This is a genomic window from Arthrobacter sp. zg-Y1171 (assembly GCF_025244845.1).
Taxonomy (GTDB): Bacteria; Actinomycetota; Actinomycetes; order Actinomycetales; family Micrococcaceae; genus Arthrobacter_B.
In genome coordinates this window covers 1,952,292-1,974,908 of record NZ_CP104264.1, presented here as the reverse complement: position 1 = coordinate 1,974,908, position 22,617 = coordinate 1,952,292, and the positions used below count along the sequence as shown (strand labels likewise).

Here is a 22,617-nt window from a genome sequence, read left to right as displayed (position 1 = left end):
AGTTCATGAAACGCAACCTGGGTGTTCGTCCTGCGGCGGTGCTGGTGACGCAGGACGGCGGGGGAGGGTAGGCGTGTGGCGTGCGGACGGGTTAAACCGCTTCGGTGAGAAAGATCCACTCCGGTGAATCCCGTCGCACCGGGCTTCGGTCCCAGTGGCCCCAGCACTGGTCGACCGTAAGTCCTGCGGCTTCCAAACCGGCGGTAACCGTGTCCCAGGAAGGGAAGCGGAGGGTCTCGATCGTCGTCCGCGTTCCGGAACCGTCGGTCCAGGTATCGGTGTGCGTGACCAGATCGTCTTGCCGCCGGACGGTCTGCGTGACCGTTCCCCGGCTGGTGCTGTGCGTGCCCTCCCACCGGCGCCAGGCCTCAACATCCGGGTTGCGTACTTCGAACGCGAGCCTGCCTCCGGGCCTGAGCGCTCGTCCGGCATGGGTGAGCACCCGCACCCATGCGGTGTCATCAAGGAAGTACTGCGCGACATGTCCGGTCATCAGCACCAGATCTGCCCAGGCTTCCGGCAGGTTTTCCGCGGTTCCTCGAATCCAGGTGACGGCGTCGGCATGCGGCTGGGCGGCTGCGAGCGAAAGCATGGTTTGTTCAGGCTCGACTCCCGTGACCTCATACCCCTGCCCGGCCAGCAGGCTGCACAGCAGGCCCGTTCCCGCTCCGAGATCTGCAACGCGCCGGGCTCCCGTCTCGGCGGCCAGTGCCAGGTAGAACTGCAGGTCCTGCCGGGCTTTGCTGTCCGCATCATATGCGGCCGCAAGTTCAGGGACGGCATAGTAGTTAGCGGGCTTCGCTGTGCTCATGCGGTTCGTTTCAGTCGGGGCTTTTCACTAGGGGAGCAGGGGAGCTTCGGTCTGGGTACGCGCCTGAACGGTAGCACGCGTCCCGGACCCGGGGCTGGCAGAGGCGGCGACCGGCGGGCCCGGGACTCGCCGGCGGCGGGCCGCCCGGCCGGCCGACTGCGGCCGGGTCCAGACCAGCCTCCGGGCCGACGATGGCACGCCTCCAACGAGCACCCAATACCGGCAGCCCGCGGCAGGATTCTGACCAACCCTTTCAAGTGTTACCCCAAGTCAGGGCGGGGGTACCCAAGGGTGTGGGTAGTTTTCCACAAGGACGAAAACTCCTATTGCAGCGGTGGTTGGAAGTCCATAGCATCGAACACATGTTCGAATCAAATCGGGACTATCCGCCACCTGTTCATGGCGTTGAGCCCTGCTTCGGTACACTCGCTGGGCAGCACTGTGGCAGTAACGGTCCGGCGTCCGCGACACCACTGTCCAGCCGTGAGCGCCCTGGTCCGGCAACCCTCAGCGAGGCGTATTGCGGCAATGAACCGTCATCCCCGCAGGTCGCCACGTGGATCACCGAGCTGTCTTCCGGGCGGGTCCTGGAGGAGATCGCCTCCGATACAGATGCCTGTCTGATAAGCCGGCTGCGCGTACTGGAAGAACTCAAGGCGGCTGCTGCAGCAGCCCAGGTCCGGGTCGCCGCCGCTTTCGATGCTTCCGTCCGTGCGGCACATGCCCGCTCCGGGGTTCCCCTGGAGCAGCAGGGGAGAGGAGTAGCTGCTCAAATTGCCCTCGCCCGACGCGAATCGCCTGCCCGCGGCGGGCGGATTCTTGGCTTCTCCAAAGCGCTTGCGCATGAAATGCCGTGCACGCTCCGGGCGCTGTCCGAGGGCAGACTCAACGAATGGCGGGCCACGCTGCTGGTCCGCGAGACGGCGTGCCTTTCAGTATCCGACCGTCGTTTGGTGGACCGTGAGGTAGCTGGAGACCCCGCAGGGCTGGAGGGTTTGGGCGGCGGACGCTTGATCGGCCGGATCCGGAAACTGACCTACCGGATCGATCAGGAAGCGCTGGTCCGCCGGGCAGCCAAGGCGCAGACGGACCGCCATGTTTCCTGCCGGCCCGCACCGGACACCATGACCTACCTGACCGGCCTGCTGCCGGTGGCACAGGGAGTCGCAGTCTTTGCAGCCCTCAGCCGTGAAGCAGATTACCTTCGGGCACGGGGCGATTCACGCGGGCGCGGCCAGATCATGGCGGACACGATGGTGGAAAGAATCACTGGGCTTGCCCAAGCGGACCGGGTGCCGTTGGAGGTCCAGCTTGTTATGACCGACCGTACGCTGCTGGCGGGTTCGAACGAACCGGCCTATCTCAGCGGATACGGCGCGGTGCCAGCCATGTGGGCGCGGGACGCGGTGCGGAAAGCTGCAACTGGAAGGGCTGGTGGTGGACTGGCCGCAAGCGGCAGCGCCGGCGGTGAAAGGAGCGGCAGCGCCTCGACACCCAAAGCCGGACGTAAGGACCCCGCGAGCCGACACGAAGAATCAGCGTCACCGGATCTCTGGCTCCGCCGCCTCTATACGGCGCCGACCTCCGGAGAGCTGATCGCCATGGATTCCAAGGCGCGGTACGTCCCCGATTCCCTGGCCAGGTTCATCTCCGCGAGGGATCAAACCTGCCGGACACCGTGGTGCAACGCCCCAATACGGCACCGCGACCATATCCGTCCGCACCGCATCGGCGGGAGTACAAACGCCGAAAACCTGCAGGGCCTGTGCGAAGCCTGCAACCAGGCCAAGGAAGCACCAGGCTGGCGGGCAAGGAGTGTTGGAAGTCCGGGCCGGCACACGGTCGAAATCACCACGCCGACTGGATACTCCTATCAATCCACGGCGCCGCCGCTGCCGGGCGATTGATCATTTGAGCCGCACGCTAAACGGCAGGTGCGCGCAGCGCTTTGATTGCACCGTCGATTATGGATGTCCCGTAGCCGATCCCTGACCGGGACGCCGAGCTGGCGGGTGGTTCCGATCCGGGCCCAGTATTGAGCACCTATCGCTGTCGGTATCGCGCTGCGAGGGCATCTTCCGTGAGGGCACGGAACATCTCGGTCATATGGACAGCGACACCCGCATATTGCGCGATTCGGTCGGCACCGGCGCCGAGTGCGGCTCGAACTGGCTCCAGCGCAGGCATGGTGGGGTCAGCGGCGGCAGCACGCAACAGCTCCAGACGCTGCGGGGCGGAGGTATAGCCGAGTTCAAATAGCGTCCAGTGGAACAGGTGCATCAGGGCGGTATCGCGGTCAAAGCCGTCATGCGTGAGCATGGATGCTTCTTCCTCCGCAGTGAGGTCGAAGTCGCGGTGGAGCGCCAGGCCGAAGTCGGTGAAGAGCAGTCTGCCGTCCCGGATGAGGATGTTCCCGGGGTGCACGTCAAAGTGCTGGAATCCCTGGCTGTTCATCCACGCTGTGGCTTTCAGGAGCTGGTCGACAACTTCAGGAAAGACGGTCGCCCCAGTGCCCTCGACCAGGCTTCTGCGCACCCAGGCGCCCAGAGTCTCGGGCACGTACTCAAGGAAGAACACCATGCTTTTGGACGCGTTCTTCATCGCGGTGAGCTTGCTCTGGACCGAAGGCCAATGTGGCCCCCACTGGCGGGGAGACGCATCGCCGTCGAACTCGCTAAGGTCTGCCTCGCATTTCAGATCAATGACTCGCCAGCCGAGCAGGAGCGGGAAGAAGTCCGCCACTCCCGTTTGAACCCACTCGGACGTCGCCTGATGTGCTGCCAGCTCCCGCCCGACCGCGTGGGTAGGGCTTCCTATGCCGTAGTGGGAAACGAAGGGAAGCCGGAGCAGACTTGCAGTGGCGGTGGGATCCAGTTCTTCGATGCTTGTCAGCGGGAGCTGTTTCACGAAGACAGTGGATTCACCGATGCGCACTGTCTTGGTTGTTCCCCCGATACCGATGCCTACTTGATCAGCATCATGGATAAGCATCCGCACGCCGGCATCGTCCAGCCCGTCGAGTATAGAAGAGATCGCTTGGGCTTCATCTATACGGACCGTCATCAGTACACCCTAAGGCCCGGTGCCGGCTCCGCGCGGCGGATCAAATGCTCTTGCCGGACCATCAGCGGGGGGAAGCCGCCCCTCTTCCGGCAAGAGAGGCTAGCGCGGCCGCTGCCCGGCGTGCTGGCGTGCCATTTCCGAAAGCTTCGACAGATCAGCCAGGTCCTGTTCCGAACGGGGAGCAGGGGAGAAGCTGCCGAACTTCCGCGTGGCTGCCTTTTCGATCAGGAAGTCGGCAATTGCCGGGTTCTTGGGAAGGAGGGAACCGTGCAGGTAGCTGGCCACGACGTTCTTGTACCGCGCGCCCTCGGTGCTGTCCTTGGTGTTGTTGCCCTCACCCTTGCGGATCTCCGCCAGCGGCTTCACACCCGGACCGAGGAACGTCTGGCCGCTGTGGTTCTCATAGCCGTGGATCTCGCCGAACTCTTCGCTGACGGAAAGCACGTTGCCGATCAACCGCACGTCACCTCCGTGGGTCTCCAGATCCAGGATGCCGATTCCCGGAATGAGCGCACCCTCATGCGTCTTGAAGAACCGTCCGAACAACTGGTACAGGCCGCAGATCACCAGCATCGGCAGGCCGTCCTCGGCAAGCCCCTGCAGGGTGGGAGCCAACTGCTGGAGATCCTGCTGGATTACCACCTGTCCGCTGTCCTGGCCGCCGCCGCCGACAATGATGTCGACGTCGGCAGGGAACTCGTCCCCCGCGTTGTACTCCTCGACGACTGGCTGGTAGCCGTACCACTTCAGGCGCTGCTTGAGCACCAGCACGTTGCCCCAGTCGCCGTAAATATTCATTTCCCGCGGGTACAGCTGCAGGATCTTGATTGTGCGGTCCTCGGTCATGAGACCACCTCTACCTTCGTGATCTTGGAGAGTTCCCGGCGTACGGCCAGCATGGCCGTGTACGTGCAGAAGATCCGCATGGGAACCCCGGGGGAGTCCTTGATGAAACGCTTCAGTCCGTCCGTGATGTCCGGTTCGATGGTGCGCACCGGCACGTCGTCGTACTTCAGGCGCAACGCCATGTCGTAGGCGCGCACGCCGCTGACGACGTCGACGCCGCCCTCGGCCAGGGACTCGAAGTCGACATCCCACAGCCAGGACATGTCCCGGCCGTCGGCGTAATTGTCATTGATGGCGATCATCGTCGAATAGCCGTGGGCGGCAAAGGACTTCAGGCCCAGGCGGAAGCCGCTGGGATTCTTCACCAGCACCAGCTCCAGCGGCTGGCCGTTGACGGTCAGGGACTCGCCGCGCCCGAAGGCAGGCTCCACATTGGCAAGCGCCTCGAACAGCGCGTCGGAGTCGAGGTCCTTGCCCTTGATGGTGCGCGCGAAGGCGAGGGCAGCGGCGGCATTGAAGATGTTGTAGACGCCGCGCAGCTTCAGCCCCGAGGTGCGGACCTGTCCGTCGACCAGGAAGTCCGCGTCCGTCTCACTCACGCGTTCAAGGACGACGTCGGCCTCCTGCGTTGCGGCCAGCGCTTCGGCAAGGCTGCCGCGCATCTCGTCGTCGTTGGGGAAGGTGCTGCGCAGCGAGGCATCGAGCCCGAAGTACACGGCACGCTGGCCGTTCAGGGAATCGGCGATGCCCGCCACGCGGGGATCCTCGCGGTTCAGGACCACCGTCTCGGTGGTCGCGCGGGCAATGGATTCCAGCAGGCGGGTGGTCTTGTCGATCTCGCCGAACCGGTCCAGCTGGTCACGCAGGACATTCAGCAGCAGGCTGTAGCGCGGCTGGATCAGTTTCACGAAGTGCACGGCGTGCGCCTCGTCCAGCTCCAGGACGGCGATGTCCGCATCCAGGTGTCCGCGCAGGTTCACCTCGCCCAGCAGTGCTGCCGCAACGCCGCGGGTGAAGTTGCTGCCCGTGCGGTTCGTGAAAACCTTCAGCCCCTGGCTCTCGAGCAGCTCCACCACCATCTTGGTAGTGGTGGTCTTACCGTTGGTTCCGGAGACGACGGCGACGCCGAGCGGCAGGTCTGCGAGGGTGCGGCGAATGAAATCGGGATCGATTTTCTCCACTACCAGGCCGGGCAGGGCGGAACCGCCGCCACGCAGTTTGGAGGCACTGCGGACCAGTTTTCCGACCAGGATGGAGAAAGAACTCATGGTTACTGAATATAGCGCACACCCTTGATACGGCACCGTTCCGCAAGGCGTGAGGCTGCACGCATCGTGACAGGTCAGAGGTGTTTTATCCGTCCTTATCCGACGCCGGCCGGGAGCGCGGAAGCGTTTCCGGCCCCGGAAACGGATTCGGTCGCTAGAATTGTGGCAGTGCGTTCGGGAAGCTTAGCTGGTCTCCCTGTTCGGGCCGGGTTCCCCGGAGTCCTGGACGGGTGGCAAGCAGCCGGACTTTTTTATCGATCAGAGGAGAAGCGTAGAGCATGTCGGGCCACTCTAAATGGGCAACCACCAAGCACAAGAAGGCCGTAATTGATGCCAAGCGCGCCAAGTCCTTCGCCAAGCTGATCAAGAACATCGAAGTTGCAGCACGCGCCGGCGGAGCCGACATGGCAGGCAACCCGGCCCTTGAACTGGCCGTTTCCAAGGCCAAGAAGACGTCGGTGCCGATCGACAACATCAACCGTGCGGTCAAGCGCGGCGCCGGCCTGCTCGGCGAGGCCGTCGATTACCAGACGATCATGTACGAGGGCTACGGACCGCAGGGCTCCGCCCTCCTGATCGAGTGCCTCACGGACAACAAGAACCGTGCAGCCTCCGAGGTCCGCCTTGCCGTGACCCGTAACGGCGGCAACATGGGTGATCCCGGTTCCGTCGCCTACATGTTCACCCGCAAGGGCGTAGTGAACCTGCCCAAGAACGGCCTCACCGAAGACGATCTGCTGATGGCCGTCCTTGACGCCGGTGCGGATGAAGTAAAGGAATCGGGCGAGAACTTCGAGATCATCTCCGAGCCGCAGGACCTCCGCGCCGTCGTCGGTGCGCTGGAAGAGGCGAGCATCGAGTACGAAACCGATGAAGCCGAATTCGTTCCGTCCATGCATGTGGAACTGGATGCGGATGCTGCCCGCAAGTTCCTCAAGCTCGTGGATGCGCTGGAAGACCTCGACGACGTCCAGAACGTTTACTCCAACGCTGATATCCCGGCCGCCGTAATGGCCGAGCTTGAAGAAGACGACTAAGACGTACCTGTGTCTTTACGCGTCCTGGGGGTGGACCCCGGCCTGACCCGCTGCGGCCTTGGAGTAGTTGAGGTCGAGGGAAACCGCCGGGCCACCCTTGTGGCCGTCGGAGTTGTCGGCACAGTCGCCGGAACGGCGCTTGACGCCCGGCTGCTGGTCATTTCCGAAGCCATCGATCTGTGGCTGGACACCCACCGGCCCGATGTCCTGGCCGTGGAACGGGTCTTCAGCCAGCTCAATGTCAGCACGGTGATGGGTACCGCCCAGGCGTCCGGCGTCGTTATTGCCGCCGCTGCCCGGCGCGGCATCCCGGTCGCCCTGCACACGCCTACTGAGGTCAAGGCGGCGGTCACCGGCTCCGGCTCGGCCAACAAGGACGCCGTGGGCAAGATGGTGACCAAGATCCTGCGGCTGGACGAGATGCCCAAGCCCGCCGACGCCGCCGACGCCCTTGCCCTGGCGATCACCCACGCCTGGCGCCGCGGCGTCGCCGGTCCCGGACCCACCGCCGGCTCCGCCTCGCGGGGCACGGCACCCGCGACCGGGTTAACTCCGGCCCAGCGGCTGTGGGCCGAAGCGGAAGCGCGGGCAAAACGCGGAAGCTACTGAACAGCAGGGGAATGCGGGCGCCAGCAAGTAGGGTATTCGTAGATATGTTCTATACAGCCTCTGGAGTTCCTTCATGATCAGTTCCCTCCGCGGGGTCGTTTCGCACGTGGGCCTTACCTCTGCCGTCATTGATGTCCACGGATTCGGGATGCTCGTCCAGGCCACCCCGCAGACCCTGGCTTCGCTGCGCACGGGAAGTGAAGCCAGCGTCCATACCGCCATGATCGTGCGCGAAGACTCCATGACCCTGTACGGGTTCAGCGACGCGGACCAGCGCGAGGTCTTTGAAATCCTCCTCGGCGTCAGCGGCGTGGGTCCGCGGATCGCCCTCGCTGTCCTGGCGGTCCACACTCCTGAAGCCATCCGGGTGGCCGCCTCCACCGGGGACGACAAGGCCTTCAGCAAGGTCTCCGGCATTGGCCCCAAGGGTGCCCGCCGCATTGTCCTCGAGCTGGCCGACAAGCTGGTGCCGCACGGCACCGTGGAAAACCCGGCGGCACCGCGCTGGCAGGAACAGGTCCTGGCCGCAATGACCGGCCTCGGCTGGTCCGAAAAGGACGCCACCGCCGCCATGGACGACACCGCCGCCGAGCATCCCGACGTCGCTGCCGCCGGCAACGTCGGGGAAATCCTGAAACTGACGCTGCGCCGCCTCGGGACCGACGGCGCCCGGGTGTCCTCGCGCCGAAAGGCCGGCTGAGGTGTCCACCGCAGACTCCCTCGTCGCACCCGGTCCCGATCCGGACGACAAAGCCATCGAAGCCGCCCTGCGGCCCAAGAACCTGGACGACTTCGTAGGTCAGAAGCGCGTCCGCGAACAGCTGTCGCTGGTACTCGAAGCGTCCCGGCTGCGCGGCCGCAGCGCCGACCACGTACTGCTGTCCGGCCCGCCCGGACTGGGCAAGACCACCCTGTCCATGATCATTGCAGCGGAAATGAACGCACCGCTGCGGATCAGTTCCGGGCCGGCCATCCAGCACGCCGGTGACCTCGCAGCCATCCTGTCTTCCCTGACCGAGGGCGAGGTGCTGTTCCTGGACGAAATCCACCGCATGTCCCGGCCGGCCGAGGAAATGCTCTACATGGCCATGGAGGATTTCCGCGTCGACATCATCGTCGGCAAGGGCGCCGGTGCCACCGCCATTCCGCTGGACCTGCCGCCGTTCACCCTGGTGGGAGCCACCACCCGCGCCGGCCTGCTGCCCGGCCCGCTGCGGGACCGTTTCGGGTTCACCGGCCACCTGGAGTTCTACTCGACGGACGAGCTGGAACTGGTGCTGCGCCGTTCGGCCATGCTGATGGACATGAAGGTCAACTCCGCGGGCTTTGCCGAGGTTGCCGGACGCTCGCGCGGCACCCCGCGAATTGCGAACCGGCTGCTGCGCCGCGTCCGGGACTGGGCGCTGGTGCACGGCATCGAGCAGATCGACGCCCGCTCGGCGGGAGCCGCGCTGGATATGTACGAAGTGGACGTCCTCGGCCTCGACCGGTTGGACCGCGCCGTGCTGACCGCGCTGATCACCAAGTTCAACGGGGGACCGGTGGGACTGTCCACACTGGCAATCGCCGTCGGCGAGGAACCGGAGACCGTGGAGACGGTGGCCGAACCGTACCTCGTCCGTGAAGGCCTGCTCGGCAGGACCCCGCGGGGCCGCATTGCGACCCGGGCCGCGTGGGAGCATCTGGGCCTCCAGATGCCCGAGAACGTTGCCGCAGCCATGCCGCAGAACATGTTTTCCGGCCCCGGCACAAACACCTCATCCGCTCCCGCCGAGGAGGCCGGGCCGGAAACTTAACAGTCCGCTCCCACGTTTTCCGTTTAGACTGGCCCTTGGGCACGGTCCCGGCAGTATGCCAGGACGCCCGGCACTTCCCCAACAGAAACGGAACTCTCCACGTGAATATTGCTGATCTCTTTCTCCCTCTGCTGCTGGCGGTCTTCGTCATCATGATGTTCCGCAAGCAGAAGAAGTCGCAGCAGACGGTTACCCAGCAGCGGGCCCAAATGCTTCCCGGCACCGAGGTCATGACCCAGTTCGGGCTTTTCGGCCGGATTGTTTCCGTGGACCAGGAAGAAAACAAGGCCGTGCTGGAGCTTTCCCCCGGCAACACCGCCACGGTGCACCTCCAGGCACTGACCAAGGTCGTCACTGTTCCCGCCGAAGAAGCACCGGCCGATGACGCCGCTGCGGTCCCCGATGACGCCTCTTCCCTCACGCTCGGCAAGGACTCCTCCGAGCGCCGGGACGCCGTGCAGGACGAGACACCTGAAGAAACACTCAAGCGCCTGAACCGCGACGACAAAAAAGAGAACTAGACTCTCCACGAGCCAAGCGGGGCATCGGTGCCCCGCTTGCCGCCCGGAGACCATGACGGTCCCGGTGATCTTCGCCCTTAAGGAAAATTCCCTATGCCCCGTACCGGCCCCGGCTCGGCCGCGAAAAAGACGCTCCTCTGGTTGGGCGTCATTTTTGCTGCCCTGGCCCTTTTGCTTGGCGGTGGTTCCATGTGGAGCAACGCCAGCTGGACCCCCAAACTCGCCCTCGACCTTGAGGGCGGAACCCAGATGATCCTTGCTCCCGAGGTGCAGGGCGGTGACTCCGAAATCACGACCGAACAGCTCGACCAGGCCGTGGAGATCATCCGCCAGCGCGTGGACGGCAGCGGCGTCTCCGAAGCGGAGATCAGCACGCAGTCCAACCGCAACGTCGTGGTGTCGCTGCCCGGTGTCCCCGATTCCGAGACCCGCGAACTGATCCAGGCTTCCGCGAACATGGAGTTCCGTCCGGTCCTCACCGGCGGCGGGGGACAGGGTGCAGCAGTCACGGATCCCACTCCCGCGGAACAGCTGCCCACACCGTCGGCGGAACCCACGGATGCTTCGGACACCAACTGGATTTCACCCGAGCTCCAGACACAGTTCGAAACCACTGACTGCCTGAACCCGGACACCATCGCCAACGCGGAGCAGGCGCCGGCCGACGAGCCGATGGTCGCCTGCGAGCCCGGCACCGCCGGCAAATACATCCTGGGTCCGGTCGAAGTTCCCGGCGTGGACATTTCCACCGCCAGCTTCGGCATGGCACAGGGCAACAACGGTGTTTCCACCAACCAGTGGGCCGTGAACATCGAGTTCAACCGCGAGGGCACCGACAAGTTCCGCGACGTGACCGAGCGTCTCTTCGCCTTCCCGCAGGGCGACCCGCGGAACCAGTTCGCCATCGTCCTCGACGGGCAGATCATCTCGGCGCCGACCGTCAACGCCGTCATCACCGACGGCAAGCCCCAGATCACGGGCAACTTCACCCAGGAAAGCTCCGAAGCGCTCTCCGAGCAGCTGAAATACGGTGCCCTGCCGATCAGCTTCGAGATCCAGAGCGAACAGCAGGTCTCGGCGACCCTCGGCGCGGACCAGCTGCGGATGGGCATCATCGCCGGCCTGATCGGCCTGGCCCTTGTTGCCGTCTACTCGCTCTTCCAGTACCGCGCGCTGGGCTTCGTCACCATCATCTCGCTCGTCGTCGCCGGCCTGCTGACCTACCTGGCCATCGCCATCCTGGGCTGGAGCCACAACTACCGGCTCTCACTCGCCGGTGTGGCCGGCCTGATCGTCGCCATCGGGCAGACCGCGGACTCGTTCATCGTGTACTTCGAACGCATCCGTGACGAGCTTCGCGACGGCCGCGGGCTGGTTTCCGCGGTGGACAACGGCTGGAAGCGCGCCAAGCGCACCGTCCTGGCCTCCAAGGCCGTGAACATCCTCGCCGCCGTCGTCCTGTACTTCGTGGCAGTGGGCAACGTGCGGGGCTTTGCCTTCACCCTGGGCCTTACCGCCATTGCGGACCTCATCGTGGTCTTTATGTTCACCCACCCCACCATGGTGCTTCTGGCCCGCACCAAGTTCTTCGGCGACGGCCACCGGTTCTCCGGCCTCGATGCGAGCAAGCTGGGCGCGGTACCGCTGTACCGCGGCGCCGGACGGCTGCGTGATCCCTCCGAAGCGCCGGCTGCGCGCACCAAGAACAAGGGAGCGGCCAAGGAAGCCGAACGAAGGATGACCATCGCCGAACGGCGGCTTGCCGAAAAGCAGGATTCAATGGCCGGTACCGGCCGCAGCTCCGAGAAGGACGGCGAGTAATGAGTAAGCTCCCCAGTTTCGCCGCATTCGGCAACGACCTTTACACCGGAAAGCGGTCCTACAACTTCGTTGGCAAGGCAAAGCTGTGGTTCTTCATCGCAGCGGCAGCCGTGCTGCTTTCGATCCTCATCCCGGTGGCCAAGGGCGGATTCAACCTCGGCATCGAATTCCGCGGCGGCTCCGAGTTCACCGTCTCCAACGTCAGCAATACCGACGTCAGCGGCGGTGAGAAGGCCGTGGCCGAGGTTGCCGGCACCGCCGACCCGAAGGTCACCAACATCGCCCCGGGCACCATGCGGATCCAGACGGAGAAGCTGAGCGATGACCAGACCATCGAGGTCAAGGAATCGCTGGCGGACACCTACGGCGTAAGCCAGGACGAGGTCACCTCCACCTTCATCGGTCCCACCTGGGGAAGCGACGTCAGCCGGCAGGCACTGGTGGGCCTCGTCGTCTTCGTCGCACTGGCAGCAGTGCTGATGGCCTTGTACTTCCGGACCTGGAAGATGTCGGTAGCTGCCGTCGTCGGGCTTCTGGTGGTTATGGTCGTCACGGCCGGCGTCTATGCGCTGAGCGGTTTCGAAGTGACGCCGTCGGCCATCATCGGTTTCCTTACCGTGCTCAGCTACTCGCTGTATGACACCGTGGTGGTGTTCGACAAGGTCCGCGAAAACACGAAGGACCTGGACAAGCGCACCAAGCGGACCTTCGCGGAAGAAGTGAACCTGGCCGTGAACCAGACCCTGGTGCGGTCCATCAACACGTCCGTGGTCGCAGTCCTTCCGGTGGCCTCCATCCTGTTCATCGGTGCGCTGCTGCTGGGCGCCGGCACCCTGAAGGACCTGTCCCTGGCATTGTTCGTGGGCATCATCCTGGGCACCATCGCGACCATCTACATTGCAGCGCCCCTGTACGCCTGGCTGCGCCGGAATGAACCGGACATCCGCAAGCAGGCCAAGCGGGTGGCTGAACGCCGGGCCAACGAAGCAAAGGGCTCCGCGGCTGTCAGCGCCTAAGGGGTAAATCCCGCTCCGACCATCCGGTTCCGTACTCCACGCCAAAGGAGTACGGAACCGGCGGTTTAAGTGCGGTGCGGGCAGGCTTAGACTGGTTGACAGGTGCCGCGTAAGCGCGGCCGCCGAAAACGTTTTGACCACCTGCTTTTGAACGTACGAAGAAAGGTCGTCAGTGGCCAACAGTGCAACACCTGCCGATGAGGCAGGAAACAGCGGCACCGCGGGGATCGACCCGGGGCATGAGGACACCGCAGCGCGCGAAGCTGCGGCATTGGATGCTGCCGCCGGCAACACTGACGCCCTGCTTCCCGTCCCCGGCCCGGCGAAGGCCCCCGTACCGGTGAAACCCGGCAGCGGCGCAGGCCGTACGCCCTCGACCGGCCGCCGGGCCTCGACCCGTGCCCGGCTCGCCCGCCTGGCCGGCCGGGGCAACCCCGGCTACTCGCCGATGCTGGAACCGCTGCTCCGCACGGTCCGGGTCAACAACCCCAAGGAAGACCTGGACCTGATCCAGCGCGCCTATGTGGTTGCCGAGCGGAGCCACGAGGGACAGAAGCGCAAGAGCGGGGATCCGTACATCACGCACCCGGTGGCGGTGGCGACCATCCTGGCGGAGCTGGGCATGACCGGCACCACCCTGGCCGCGGCGTTGCTGCATGACACGGTGGAGGACACCAGCTACACCCTGGACGAGCTGAGGCGCGAGTTCGGTCCGGAGGTGGCGATGCTCGTGGACGGTGTCACCAAGCTGGACAAGGTCACCTTCGGGGACGCCGCGCAGTCCGAAACCGTACGCAAGATGGTCGTCGCCATGGCCAAGGACATCCGCGTTCTGGTCATCAAGCTCGCGGACCGGCTGCACAACGCCCGCACCTGGCGTTTCGTGTCGCCGGAATCGTCCGCCAAGAAGGCACGCGAAACCCTGGAAATCTTCGCCCCGCTGGCGCACCGGCTGGGCATGAACACCATCAAGTGGGAGTTGGAGGATCTTTCCTTCGCCGCACTGCACCCCAAGGTGTATGACGAGATTGTCCGGATGGTGGGCGACCGGACTCCGGAACGGGAAAAGTACCTGGGTACCGTGCGGTCGCAGATCGCCGATGACCTGCACGCGGTCAAGATCAAGGCCACCATCACCGGCCGGCCCAAGCACTATTACTCGATCTACCAAAAGATGATCGTGCGGGGCAAGGACTTCGACGACATCCATGACCTGATGGGCGTGCGCGTCCTGGTGGACTCCGTCCGCGACTGCTACGCCACCCTCGGTGCCCTGCATTCGCGGTGGAACCCCCTTCCCGGGCGGTTCAAGGACTACATCGCGATGCCGAAGTTCAACATGTACCAGTCGCTGCACACCACGGTAATCGGCCCCGGCGGCAAGCCCGTGGAAATCCAGATCCGCACGCATGACATGCACCGCCGCGCCGAATACGGCGTCGCCGCGCACTGGAAGTACAAGGACGGCAACAAGGGCCCCGAAGCCCCTGACGACATGGGCTGGCTGCGCAGCCTGGTGGACTGGCAGCAGGAAACCTCGGATCCCGACGAGTTCCTGGATTCGCTGCGCTTCGAGATTAATGCGCGCGAAGTCTTCGTCTTTACGCCCAAGGGCGAGGTCATGGCGCTTCCGGCCGGATCGACGCCGGTGGACTTCGCCTACGCAGTGCACACCGAGGTGGGCCACCGGACCATCGGGGCACGCGTCAACGGGAAACTGGTGCCGCTCAACAGCGAACTGCAGCACGGCGACTGGGTGGAGATCTTCACCTCCAAGGCCGAGGGCGCCGGCCCAAGCCAGGACTGGCAGGGCTTCGTCAAGAGCCCGCGCGCCCGGAACAAGATCCGGCAGTGGTTCACCAAGGAACGCCGCGAAGAGGCAATCGAAAAGGGCAAGGACCTGCTCACCCGCGGCATGCGCAAGCAGAACCTGCCGCTGCAGCGCCTGATGACGCATGATGCGCTGGTGGCGGTGGCCGAGGAACTGCACCACCAGGACATTTCCGCGCTGTACGCCGCGGTGGGCGACGGCCATACCTCTGCGCAGAACGTCATTGAGCACCTGGTCAACCTCATGGGCGGGCACCAGGGCGCCGAGGAGGACCTGGCCGAAACGCCGGTGGCCACCGCAGCCCGCCGCCCCAAGTTCTCCGATTCCGGCGTCACCGTACGCGGTACCGGCGATGTGTGGGTCAAGCTGGCCCGCTGCTGCACCCCGGTCCCGCCGGATCCGATCATCGGGTTCGTTACCCGCGGTTCGGGTGTCTCGGTACACCGCAGCGACTGCCGCAACGTACAGGAACTGCGCGCCACGCCGGACCGCATTGTCCCCGTGGAGTGGGCGCCCACCCAGTCCAGCGTCTTCCTGGTCGAGATCCAGGTGGAGGCACTGGACCGCAAGAGCCTGCTGTCGGACGTGACACGGGTCCTGTCGGAAAACCATGTGAACATCCTCTCCGCCAGCGTCAACACCTCCAGCGACCGCGTGGCGATGTCGAAGTTCGTGTTCGAGATGGGGGATCCGAAATATCTGAACCACATCCTCAGTGCGGTCCGCAAGATCGACGGCGTGTTCGACGTCTACCGCACCACGGGGTCGCAGCGGCGGGTCTAGGTTCCGGGTTCCACTAACCGGTCGGCTCGGCGGCGGCAGCTGCAACGCGTTCCAGCGCCGCCGCCTTGCCCGGTACCCGGTGTCCGGCTTCCAGCGCCCGCTGCACGAGGTCCAGCCGGCAGCCCAGGGCCGGGAGCGCCGCCAGGCGCCGCAGGGTGGAAACCGCTTCCGCGGTGCCCGCATAGAGGGCGACGTCGACGGCGGTCCGCAGCGGAGAGGTGACGGACACTGTTCCTACGTCCACGCGGTCTGCGGGGCCCAGCAGGACCTCGTGGAGGACGGCGGTGCTGAAGGGCTGCAGGGCACCGGTGCGGCTGCGGCGGTCCGCCAGCACATCGAGCCGCGGCGGCCGCCGAGCGCAGCCGTAGATCCAGGCAGCGGTCAATCTCCCCATGGTCAGCCTGCGGCGCAGCTGCACGGGCAGCTCGGCAGACGCCGCAAGGGCACGGACCACCGGGTCCGGCCGGACATCCCAGCGGACAAAGGTTCCCGCGTACACGTGCCGGAGCAGCCCGTCCATTGCCATGGCCTGGAGTTCCTCGTGCCGGAACACCTCACCTGCGGTGAACAGCGCTCCGCCCGTGGAGGTGATCTCCGGGAGGGCACCGGGGTAGGGAAAGAGCTGCGCAGGCATGCACACCAGCATGTGCAGCCGGCGGGCAAAGCGAAAGCCCCGCCCCGCCCGTTGTGGATAACGGGAGGGACGGGGCTTTCCCCGTGGAGCCGGTACGCAGCCTAGGCGAAGTCCTGCGCGGACTTCTGCAGCATTGCCAGCCACTGCTGGCGGGCTTCCAGGGCCTCGCGGGCGTCCGCGATCTTTTTCGCGTTGCCCGCCTTCTCGGCGTCGGCCAGGTCCTGTTCGAGGGACGCGATGGTCGCCTCCAGCTGGGACAGGGCCGAGTTGGTGCGTGCCTTGGTCTCGGGGTTGCTCCGCTGCCAGTGCTCGTCTTCGGCAGCCTTCACGGCTTCCTCAACCTTGCGGATGCCGGCCTCCATGCGGCCCATATCGGCCCGGGGCACCTTGCCGGCGTCTTCCCAGCGTTCCCGGATCGACTGGAGGGCCTTGCGGGCCGAGTTCAGGTCCGTGATCGGCAGGAGGGCCTGTGCTTCCTTCAGCAGCTCTTCCTTGACCACGAGGTTCGCGGCGAATTCCTCGTCGATAACCTCGTTGGCTGCCTGGCGGGCGGCGAAGAACTGATCCTGCGCTGCACGGAAGCGGGCCCACAGGGCATCGTCATCCTTGCGGCTGGCGCGCTTGGAGGCCTTCCACTCGTCCATGAGCTGCCGGTATTCGGCGGCGGTGTTGCCCCAGTCCGTGGACGTCGCCAGTTCCTCGGCGCGGGCAATGAGTGCCTCCTTCGCAGCCTTGGCGGACGAGTTTTCACTGTCCAGCTGGGAGAAGTAGGCACGGCGGTGGCGGTCGAAGACCGTGCGGGCGGAACGGAACCGCTTCCACAGGGTGTCCTCGGTGCTGCGGCCCAGGCGCGGGCCGTTCTTCTGCGCGGTCTTCCACGCATCGAACAGCTCGTTCATCCGGTTGCTGCTGGTCTTCCACTGAATCGTGGCCGGGTCCTTGGCAGCGATTTCCTCCGCCTCGGCAACAATGGCCTCACGGGCGGCAAGCTCACGCGCCTTGGCGGCCTCAGCCTCGGCGCGCTCGGCGGCCTCGGCCTCCTTGAGCGAGGCTTCGAGTGCTTCGATGCGGGCATCGAGAGCCTTGATATCGCCCACCATCTTGCGCTCGGCCACCTGCTGGGCCAGGTGCTTCAGGGTCTTGTGGATGTCCGCGGCCGGAGCCTTGACCTGCACCCGCTGCTCCAGGAGCAGCAGCTGGCTGGCGACGTCGTCGTACTTGCGCACGAAGTAGGCCAGTGCTTCTTCCTTGGAGGCGTCGGGGAACTGGCCGACGGCCGATTCCTCGCCGTCCACGATCAGGAAGACGTGGCCGTCCTCCTCGACCCGCGCGAAGCGGGCGGCTTCCTCCAGCGGGGTGGAGTGGGCGGCCGGAGCTGCCACCACCGGCTGGGCTGCCGCGCCGGGCCGGGGGCCTACGGCTGCGGGGGAGGGCCGTCGCGCCGCAAGTGCTGCGGGGCTCGGAGTGGCAGGCCGGGACGTCTCCGTAGTGGAAGGGCCTGCTGTTTCGTCGGATTTCTGACTGTCTGTCACCGCTAAAAGTCTTTCACTCGATGGATGGCAGTTTGCGAAGCCCGCGCCGCCACTTAGTTCAGGGTGAACGAGTTAATCGTCACCGGGTCTTTCGGGAAACCATCGGTCTCCCCGGAGGCTGTGCCCGAGGAAGCGATGGCCTCCAGTACGTCAAGACCTGACGTTACCTTACCCATTATCGTGTAGCCGCCGGTTTCCTGCGTTAGCGTCGAATCCTTGTAAACAATGAAGAACTGTGTGCCGTGGCTCATTTGGTCTTCACCGCGGGCGACGGCGATGGTGCCGGCGGGGTAAAAGCCGTCTGCCGGCGAGTTCTCCACCGGCCCCCACAGGAAGTCCTGGTCGGCCTTCCCGTTCCCGTACGGGGAACCGCACTGGAGCACGGACGTGGATTCGGTGGCGGTCAGCCGGTGGCAGTCCTTGCCGCTGAAGTAGCCCGCATCGGCAAGCGTCTTGAAGGAGGCAACCGCCTGGGGTGCCGCCGTGCCGTCCAGTTCCACGCCGATTTCGCCCTGTCCCAGCGCCAGGGACCCGGTGAAGGTCCTGCCCTCGGCGACAGACGGATCCGGAACGTCGGGCAGTTCGACGACGTCGGCCTGTTCCCGCAGCAGCTCCAGGTCCGCCGCCGTGGGATCGGAACTGAACCACGCCATCTGCAGCGCAACGGCGAGGGCCAGGACAACGACGGCGGCCGCTGCGGCGAAGAGGTTGTCACGCTTGCGCCGCTTGGCACGGGCGGCGGCGAAGGCCCTCCGCGCTTCCATCCGGGCCAGCCGGCGCCTGTCTTCACGGCTGGTGCGGTTTGCTGCCACCGTTGCCTCCTGTACTGGATCGGATCGGGATCGGGTCTGGGAGCGGCGCGCCGGTCTGAAACGGGGGCTGCGTCCCAAGCGGCTAAAATGAGTGCCGCACATAGTTTATGCACGCTCATGCGTGCACCGTGGCCGGGCGGGGTTCCGCCTGCGCCGTTTCGCCCACCTAAGGAGTTGCCACCATGGCACGCAAGGCCTCACTGTCCGGTTTCCCCGAATGGCTACCGCAGGAGCGCCTTGTTGAACTCCATGTCCTGGACGTACTGCGCCGGACCTTCGAGCTGCACGGCTTCTCCAACATCGAAACCCGGGCCGTGGAAACGGTGGGCCAGCTGCTGCGCAAGGGCGACATTGACAAGGAAGTCTACGCGCTGAGCCGGCTGCAGGCCGAAGAGGGCGAGGCCGCCGGCAAGGAAGATCCCAACCAGCTGGCCCTGCACTTCGACCTGACCGTGCCGTTTGCCCGCTACGTGGTGGAGAACGCCGGCCACCTCTCCTTCCCGTTCCGCCGCTACCAGATCCAGAAGGTCTGGCGCGGCGAGCGTCCGCAGGAGGGGCGGGCCCGCGAGTTCACGCAGGCGGACATTGATGTGGTGGGTGACGGAGAGCTGCCGTTCCGGTACGACGTTGAGCTGGCGCTGGTCATCGCCGAAGCCCTCGGCGCGCTGCCCATCCCCGAGTTCAAGATCAGGGTCAACAACCGCAAGCTGGCCGAAGGCTTCTACCGCGGCATCGGCCTGGAAGACACCGCCGGCGTGCTGCGCAGCATCGACAAGCTGGAGAAGATCGGGGCGCAGCGCGTAGCCGAGCTCCTGCAGGAGGAACTCGGCGCCACCCCCGAACAGGCCGAGGCAGCCCTGAAGCTGGCCTCCATCCGCACGGAGGACACCTCGTTCGTGGAGCAGGTCCGGGCACTGGGTGTGTCCAATGAACTGCTGGACGAAGGCCTCGATGAACTGTTCCAGGTCATCAGCGAAGCCTCCCGCCGCGCTCCGGGCCGGGTCCTCGCGGACCTCAGCATCGCCCGCGGCCTGGACTACTACACCGGCACCGTTTACGAAACGGTCCTGGTGGGACATGAAGCGCTCGGCTCGATCTGCTCCGGCGGCCGCTACGATTCCCTGGCCAGCAAGGGGAACCGCACCTTCCCCGGCGTCGGCCTCTCCATCGGCGTCACGCGGCTGGTCATGCGCATCCTCAGCCAGGAATTCGCGCAGGCTTCGCGCAGCGTTCCCACTACAGTGCTGCTGACCCTGGCCACCGACGAGTCCTGGTCCGAAGCCCAGGACACCGCCGCCCAGCTGCGCAGCCGCGGCATTTCGGTGGAAGTGGCCCCGAAGGCGGAAAAGTTCGGCAAGCAGATCAAGTTCGCCGACCGCCGGGGCATCCCGTTTGTCTGGTTCACCGCCGAAGACGGCAGCCACGAGGTCAAGGACATCCGCACCGGTGAGCAGGTGCCGGCCGATCCCGCGCTGTGGACTCCGCCGGCCGAGGACCTCACCGTGCAGGTAACCCCCGTGCAGGTGCCGTCGGCCTAGCGGCCCGGGCCGCCGCCGCGTTCCCGGAACGCGATGGCGGCCTGCACCCGGGAGGAGACTCCCAGCTTGGCCAGGACACGGGAGACATGGGTTTTGACGGTGGTCTCGGCGATCCCCAGCCGGCGGGAAATCTGCTGGTTGGACAATCCCTCGCCGATGCAGGCCAGGACCGCTTCCTCCCGTGCGGTCAGGGACTCCGCCGGCAGAGTCCCGGTAGCGGCTGCCGCTGCCGCTGCCGGTGCCGCAGCCGCAGCCGGTGACTGCACGAACGCGGAGATCAGCCTGCCGGTGACCTCCGGGGAGAGGACACTGTCGCCGTCGGCCACGCTTTGCACCGCGCGCACCAATTCGGCAGGTTCCACCGATTTCAGCAGGAATCCGGCAGCGCCGGCCCGCAGCGCGGCGAAAACGTACTCGTCAATGTCGAAGGTGGTCAGCACCAGCACCGCGGACAGTCCCTCTCCGGTGATCTCCGCGGTGGCGGCAATTCCGTCCATCCCGGGCATGCGAAGGTCCATCAGGACGACGTCGGGCCGCAGGGCGCGTGCCATGCGTACGGCTCCTGCACCGTCCGCAGCCTCGCCGACGACGGTGAAGCCGCCGATGGACTCCAGGATTATGCGCAGGCCGCCGCGGATGGCCGAGTGGTCATCCGCCAGCAGCACGGTGGCGGCGGTCAAAGCGTCTCCTGGTGCTGGCGGGGGAGCGCGCGGGGGAGCGCAGATGCTGCTCCGTCGGCGTCTTCTGCAGGCAGGACGGCTTCGACGAGCCAGGCTGGCCGCAGGTCCTGCCCCGCGGCAGGGCCGGCGACCCGTCCGGCAGAGAAACTGCCGCCGAGCTGCGCCGCCCGCAGTTTCATATTCCGCAGGCCCGAACCGTTTCCGGCGGCCGCGGAACTGCCGCCGTCGGAGGCGGGGAGAGCGTTGCGGATCCGCAGCTCCAGCTGTTTGTCCTGCCGCCGGACCGAGATACTCACGGGGCAGCCCGGCGCGTGCCGGACCGCGTTGGCCAGCGATTCCTGCACGATCCGATACACGCTGCTGCCCACCAGCACCGGCACCTCAACGTCACCGGACAGACGCAGTTCCACCGGGCTTCCGGCCAGCCGGGCGGAAGCGGCCAGGGACTCCAGATGGCCCAGGCCCCCTGCGGCCGCAGCGGCTTCCGCCTGCTCCCGGCTGTCCAACGGGCCGTCGGACTGGAGCAGGTCGATCATGGACCGCATTTCCCGCAGGGCGGCGACGCTTTCCGTCCGGACCTGGGCCAGCACCCGGCGGTCCAGGGCAGCATCGGCTGCCGCCAGTGCAGCACCGGACTGCAGCGCTATGGCGGACAGATGCCCGGCAATCGCGTCGTGCAGTTCGCGCGCCATCGCTCCGCGCTCCGACGCCACGGCAACCTGCAGGTTGAGCTCGGCCAGCTGGGCGGTGCGTTCGGCCTTGAGGCGTTCCGTTTCCGCCCGCTGCCGTTCGCGTTCGGCCCTCTCGGTCTGGCGGCGCAGGGAGCCGGCCCACCAGAGCGGAACCAGGCAGACAAAAACCGCCTGGAACAAACCGAAGAGCAGGTACGGCCATCCCCGGTAGACCAGTCCTACGGAAACGGGAAGGACAACCATGCCGGTCACCGCCGCCCGCTGCACGCCGCGGCTTACGCGCGGGGAGCCAAAGAGGATTCCGGAGTACAGCACCTCGAACAGGAGCAGGTAGGTGATGATCCCGCCGCCGAGCAGTGCGCCGGCACCGGTTGCCGTTCCGGTGACGGCCAGCATCAGCGGAACATTCCGGCGGCGGAACAGCAGGCCCGTACATCCCAGCACCAGGACCGGTACCCAGGCCCAGTCCGGTGCACCCGGAATCGGCGGGAACAGACCTGCGGCGTTCACCCCGAGGAGTTTCAGCACGGTACCGCCCACCAGATAGCCGGCGGCCGCGGCGGCGCCGGAAGGCCAGATTCCGTTCCCGGTGCCCTGGTCTGGGGTTCTTTGCATGGGTTCAGCCTAAATGAGCGGCGCTCCCCGGGGGTCCGGGCGGCGGGCTATGTCCTCCGAAGGGATGACGGAAGGCACCCTCGCGGTGGCACCTTTCGCCGACGACACCGGGTTTCCCGCGCGGAAGGCTGGGGTCATGGACATCCTCGTGTATTTGATCATCGGCTCAGAGATTGGTTTCTGGGTCCTGCTGGCGGCCGGCCTGGGCGCCCGCTATCTGCTTCACCGCAGACGGCTGGGCATGGTGCTGCTCGCCTGTGTTCCGCTGCTCGACGTCGTGCTTTTGGCGGCATCCGCCGCCGATTTGGCACAGGGCGGACGGCCCGGGTCCATCCACGGACTTGCGGCGTTCTACCTGGGCTTCAGTGTCGCCTTCGGCCACAGCCTAATCCGGTGGGCGGATGTGCGGGTTGCCCACCGGTTCGCCGGGGGACCGGCACCGGTGAAGCCGGTGAAGGGGACGCCGGAGTACCGGCGGTCACTGTGGGTGGAATACGGCCGCGTCCTGCTGGCCACTGGAATTGCCGTCGCCGTCCTGCTGGGCATGATCGGAATCGTGGCCGCACCCGGGGAAGCGGAGGTGCTGTGGGACTGGGTGAAGCGGGCCGGCCTGGTCGCAGGGATCTGGCTGCTGGCCGGTCCGGTATACGGAATGTTTGAAACCGCTCCCCGCGAACGCGCCGGCCTCCGCTGACCTCGTGGATGGCGGTCC

General features: G+C 65.9%; 20 protein-coding genes. 11 read left to right on the top strand and 9 right to left on the bottom strand.

The genetic code is table 11. The annotated features are described in order from the left end of the window. Positions 1-91 precede the first annotated feature (91 nt). Positions 92-811: a class I SAM-dependent methyltransferase gene (locus tag N2L00_RS09205; protein WP_255862924.1), complete on the bottom strand. Its 720-nt coding sequence runs from the start codon at positions 809-811 to the stop codon at positions 92-94. A 362-nt stretch (positions 812-1,173) separates the two neighbouring features. Here N2L00_RS09205 and N2L00_RS09200 point away from each other — a divergent pair, with 362 nt between their 5' ends. Continuing rightward, positions 1,174-2,718, top strand: coding sequence for an HNH endonuclease signature motif containing protein (locus N2L00_RS09200; RefSeq protein ID WP_255862925.1), 1,545 nt, complete (start codon positions 1,174-1,176; stop codon positions 2,716-2,718). 136 nt (positions 2,719-2,854) lie between these two features. Here N2L00_RS09200 and N2L00_RS09195 read toward each other — a convergent pair whose 3' ends face one another. The 3 genes from N2L00_RS09195 to N2L00_RS09185 form a co-directional block, all read right to left on the bottom strand. Beyond that, entirely contained in the window at positions 2,855-3,874 is a 1,020-nt protein-coding gene (locus N2L00_RS09195; protein WP_255862926.1) for a hypothetical protein, read from the bottom strand. A gap of 99 nt (positions 3,875-3,973) precedes the next feature. After that, positions 3,974-4,720 carry a type 1 glutamine amidotransferase gene (locus tag N2L00_RS09190; RefSeq protein WP_255766351.1) on the bottom strand — a complete coding sequence of 249 codons (747 nt, stop codon included), beginning with the start codon at positions 4,718-4,720 and terminating at the stop codon, positions 3,974-3,976. Beyond that, positions 4,717-5,988, bottom strand: coding sequence for a Mur ligase family protein (locus N2L00_RS09185; protein WP_255862927.1), 1,272 nt, complete (start codon positions 5,986-5,988; stop codon positions 4,717-4,719). Before N2L00_RS09185 ends, N2L00_RS09190 begins: the two co-directional genes overlap by 4 nt. Before the next feature lie 278 nt (positions 5,989-6,266). Here N2L00_RS09185 and N2L00_RS09180 point away from each other — a divergent pair, with 278 nt between their 5' ends. From N2L00_RS09180 to N2L00_RS09145, 8 genes are all read left to right on the top strand, one after another. After that, complete coding sequence (locus N2L00_RS09180) at positions 6,267-7,025, top strand: YebC/PmpR family DNA-binding transcriptional regulator (protein ID WP_227921280.1); 759 nt, start codon at positions 6,267-6,269, stop codon at positions 7,023-7,025. 9 nt (positions 7,026-7,034) lie between these two features. Beyond that, a complete protein-coding gene (gene ruvC, locus N2L00_RS09175; protein WP_255766349.1) occupies positions 7,035-7,634 on the top strand; it encodes a crossover junction endodeoxyribonuclease RuvC in 600 nt (199 codons plus the stop codon). A 73-nt stretch (positions 7,635-7,707) separates the two neighbouring features. Further along, complete coding sequence (gene ruvA, locus N2L00_RS09170) at positions 7,708-8,334, top strand: Holliday junction branch migration protein RuvA (RefSeq protein ID WP_255766348.1); 627 nt, start codon at positions 7,708-7,710, stop codon at positions 8,332-8,334. Between the two features lies 1 nt (position 8,335). Further along, positions 8,336-9,430 (top strand): Holliday junction branch migration DNA helicase RuvB, encoded by a 1,095-nt coding sequence (gene ruvB, locus N2L00_RS09165; protein WP_255862928.1) that lies wholly within the window; start codon positions 8,336-8,338, stop codon positions 9,428-9,430. Positions 9,431-9,531: 101 nt separating this feature from the next. Then, positions 9,532-9,951 (top strand): preprotein translocase subunit YajC, encoded by a 420-nt coding sequence (gene yajC / locus N2L00_RS09160; RefSeq protein ID WP_255766346.1) that lies wholly within the window; start codon positions 9,532-9,534, stop codon positions 9,949-9,951. A gap of 93 nt (positions 9,952-10,044) precedes the next feature. Next, positions 10,045-11,772 (top strand): protein translocase subunit SecD, encoded by a 1,728-nt coding sequence (secD, locus tag N2L00_RS09155; protein ID WP_255862929.1) that lies wholly within the window; start codon positions 10,045-10,047, stop codon positions 11,770-11,772. Then, positions 11,772-12,788 (top strand): protein translocase subunit SecF, encoded by a 1,017-nt coding sequence (gene secF / locus N2L00_RS09150; protein WP_255766344.1) that lies wholly within the window; start codon positions 11,772-11,774, stop codon positions 12,786-12,788. The genes secD and secF overlap by 1 nt, the downstream gene beginning before the upstream one ends. A 448-nt stretch (positions 12,789-13,236) precedes the next feature. Further along, entirely contained in the window at positions 13,237-15,402 is a 2,166-nt protein-coding gene (locus tag N2L00_RS09145; protein WP_227922739.1) for a bifunctional (p)ppGpp synthetase/guanosine-3',5'-bis(diphosphate) 3'-pyrophosphohydrolase, read from the top strand. 13 nt (positions 15,403-15,415) lie between these two features. Here the strand turns inward: N2L00_RS09145 and N2L00_RS09140 are convergent, their stop codons facing one another. The 3 genes from N2L00_RS09140 to N2L00_RS09130 form a co-directional block, all read right to left on the bottom strand. Continuing rightward, positions 15,416-16,036, bottom strand: coding sequence for a type IV toxin-antitoxin system AbiEi family antitoxin (locus N2L00_RS09140; RefSeq protein WP_255862930.1), 621 nt, complete (start codon positions 16,034-16,036; stop codon positions 15,416-15,418). 101 nt (positions 16,037-16,137) lie between these two features. After that, positions 16,138-17,568 (bottom strand): DUF349 domain-containing protein, encoded by a 1,431-nt coding sequence (locus tag N2L00_RS09135; RefSeq protein ID WP_255766342.1) that lies wholly within the window; start codon positions 17,566-17,568, stop codon positions 16,138-16,140. 53 nt (positions 17,569-17,621) lie between these two features. After that, on the bottom strand, positions 17,622-18,380 hold the full coding sequence (locus N2L00_RS09130) for a peptidylprolyl isomerase (protein WP_255862931.1): 759 nt from the start codon (positions 18,378-18,380) through the stop codon (positions 17,622-17,624). Between the two features lie 182 nt (positions 18,381-18,562). Between N2L00_RS09130 and hisS the strand changes: the two genes are divergently transcribed. After that, a complete protein-coding gene (hisS, locus tag N2L00_RS09125) occupies positions 18,563-19,918 on the top strand; it encodes a histidine--tRNA ligase (protein WP_255766340.1) in 1,356 nt (451 codons plus the stop codon). Here hisS and N2L00_RS09120 read toward each other — a convergent pair. Together N2L00_RS09120 and N2L00_RS09115 are read right to left on the bottom strand one after the other, a co-directional pair. Then, positions 19,915-20,598 (bottom strand): response regulator transcription factor, encoded by a 684-nt coding sequence (locus tag N2L00_RS09120; protein WP_255862932.1) that lies wholly within the window; start codon positions 20,596-20,598, stop codon positions 19,915-19,917. The genes hisS and N2L00_RS09120 overlap by 4 nt on opposite strands. Beyond that, positions 20,595-21,905, bottom strand: coding sequence for a sensor histidine kinase (locus N2L00_RS09115; RefSeq protein ID WP_255862933.1), 1,311 nt, complete (start codon positions 21,903-21,905; stop codon positions 20,595-20,597). Before N2L00_RS09115 ends, N2L00_RS09120 begins: the two co-directional genes overlap by 4 nt. Positions 21,906-21,954: 49 nt before the next feature. On the opposite strand from N2L00_RS09115, the gene N2L00_RS09110 reads away from it, so the two are divergent. Next, positions 21,955-22,599, top strand: coding sequence for a hypothetical protein (locus N2L00_RS09110; protein ID WP_255862934.1), 645 nt, complete (start codon positions 21,955-21,957; stop codon positions 22,597-22,599). The last annotated feature ends 18 nt before the right edge of the window (positions 22,600-22,617 follow it).

Excerpts from the sequence above, each read along its gene's own strand:
- N2L00_RS09180 (WP_227921280.1), top strand. The coding sequence starts at position 6,267 with ATGTCGGGCCACTCTAAATGGGCAACCACCAAGCACAAGAAGGCCGTA.
- N2L00_RS09110 (WP_255862934.1), top strand. The coding sequence starts at position 21,955 with ATGTCCTCCGAAGGGATGACGGAAGGCACCCTCGCGGTGGCACCTTTC.
- hisS (WP_255766340.1), top strand. The coding sequence starts at position 18,563 with ATGGCACGCAAGGCCTCACTGTCCGGTTTCCCCGAATGGCTACCGCAG.
- N2L00_RS09205 (WP_255862924.1), bottom strand. The coding sequence starts at position 811 with ATGAGCACAGCGAAGCCCGCTAACTACTATGCCGTCCCTGAACTTGCG.
- N2L00_RS09145 (WP_227922739.1), top strand. The coding sequence starts at position 13,237 with ATGCTGGAACCGCTGCTCCGCACGGTCCGGGTCAACAACCCCAAGGAA.
- N2L00_RS09140 (WP_255862930.1), bottom strand. The coding sequence starts at position 16,036 with ATGCCTGCGCAGCTCTTTCCCTACCCCGGTGCCCTCCCGGAGATCACC.
- N2L00_RS09200 (WP_255862925.1), top strand. The coding sequence starts at position 1,174 with ATGTTCGAATCAAATCGGGACTATCCGCCACCTGTTCATGGCGTTGAG.
- secF (WP_255766344.1), top strand. The coding sequence starts at position 11,772 with ATGAGTAAGCTCCCCAGTTTCGCCGCATTCGGCAACGACCTTTACACC.
- ruvA (WP_255766348.1), top strand. The coding sequence starts at position 7,708 with ATGATCAGTTCCCTCCGCGGGGTCGTTTCGCACGTGGGCCTTACCTCT.
- N2L00_RS09115 (WP_255862933.1), bottom strand. The coding sequence starts at position 21,905 with ATGCAAAGAACCCCAGACCAGGGCACCGGGAACGGAATCTGGCCTTCC.
- N2L00_RS09190 (WP_255766351.1), bottom strand. The coding sequence starts at position 4,720 with ATGACCGAGGACCGCACAATCAAGATCCTGCAGCTGTACCCGCGGGAA.
- secD (WP_255862929.1), top strand. The coding sequence starts at position 10,045 with ATGCCCCGTACCGGCCCCGGCTCGGCCGCGAAAAAGACGCTCCTCTGG.
- N2L00_RS09185 (WP_255862927.1), bottom strand. The coding sequence starts at position 5,988 with ATGAGTTCTTTCTCCATCCTGGTCGGAAAACTGGTCCGCAGTGCCTCC.
- N2L00_RS09195 (WP_255862926.1), bottom strand. The coding sequence starts at position 3,874 with ATGACGGTCCGTATAGATGAAGCCCAAGCGATCTCTTCTATACTCGAC.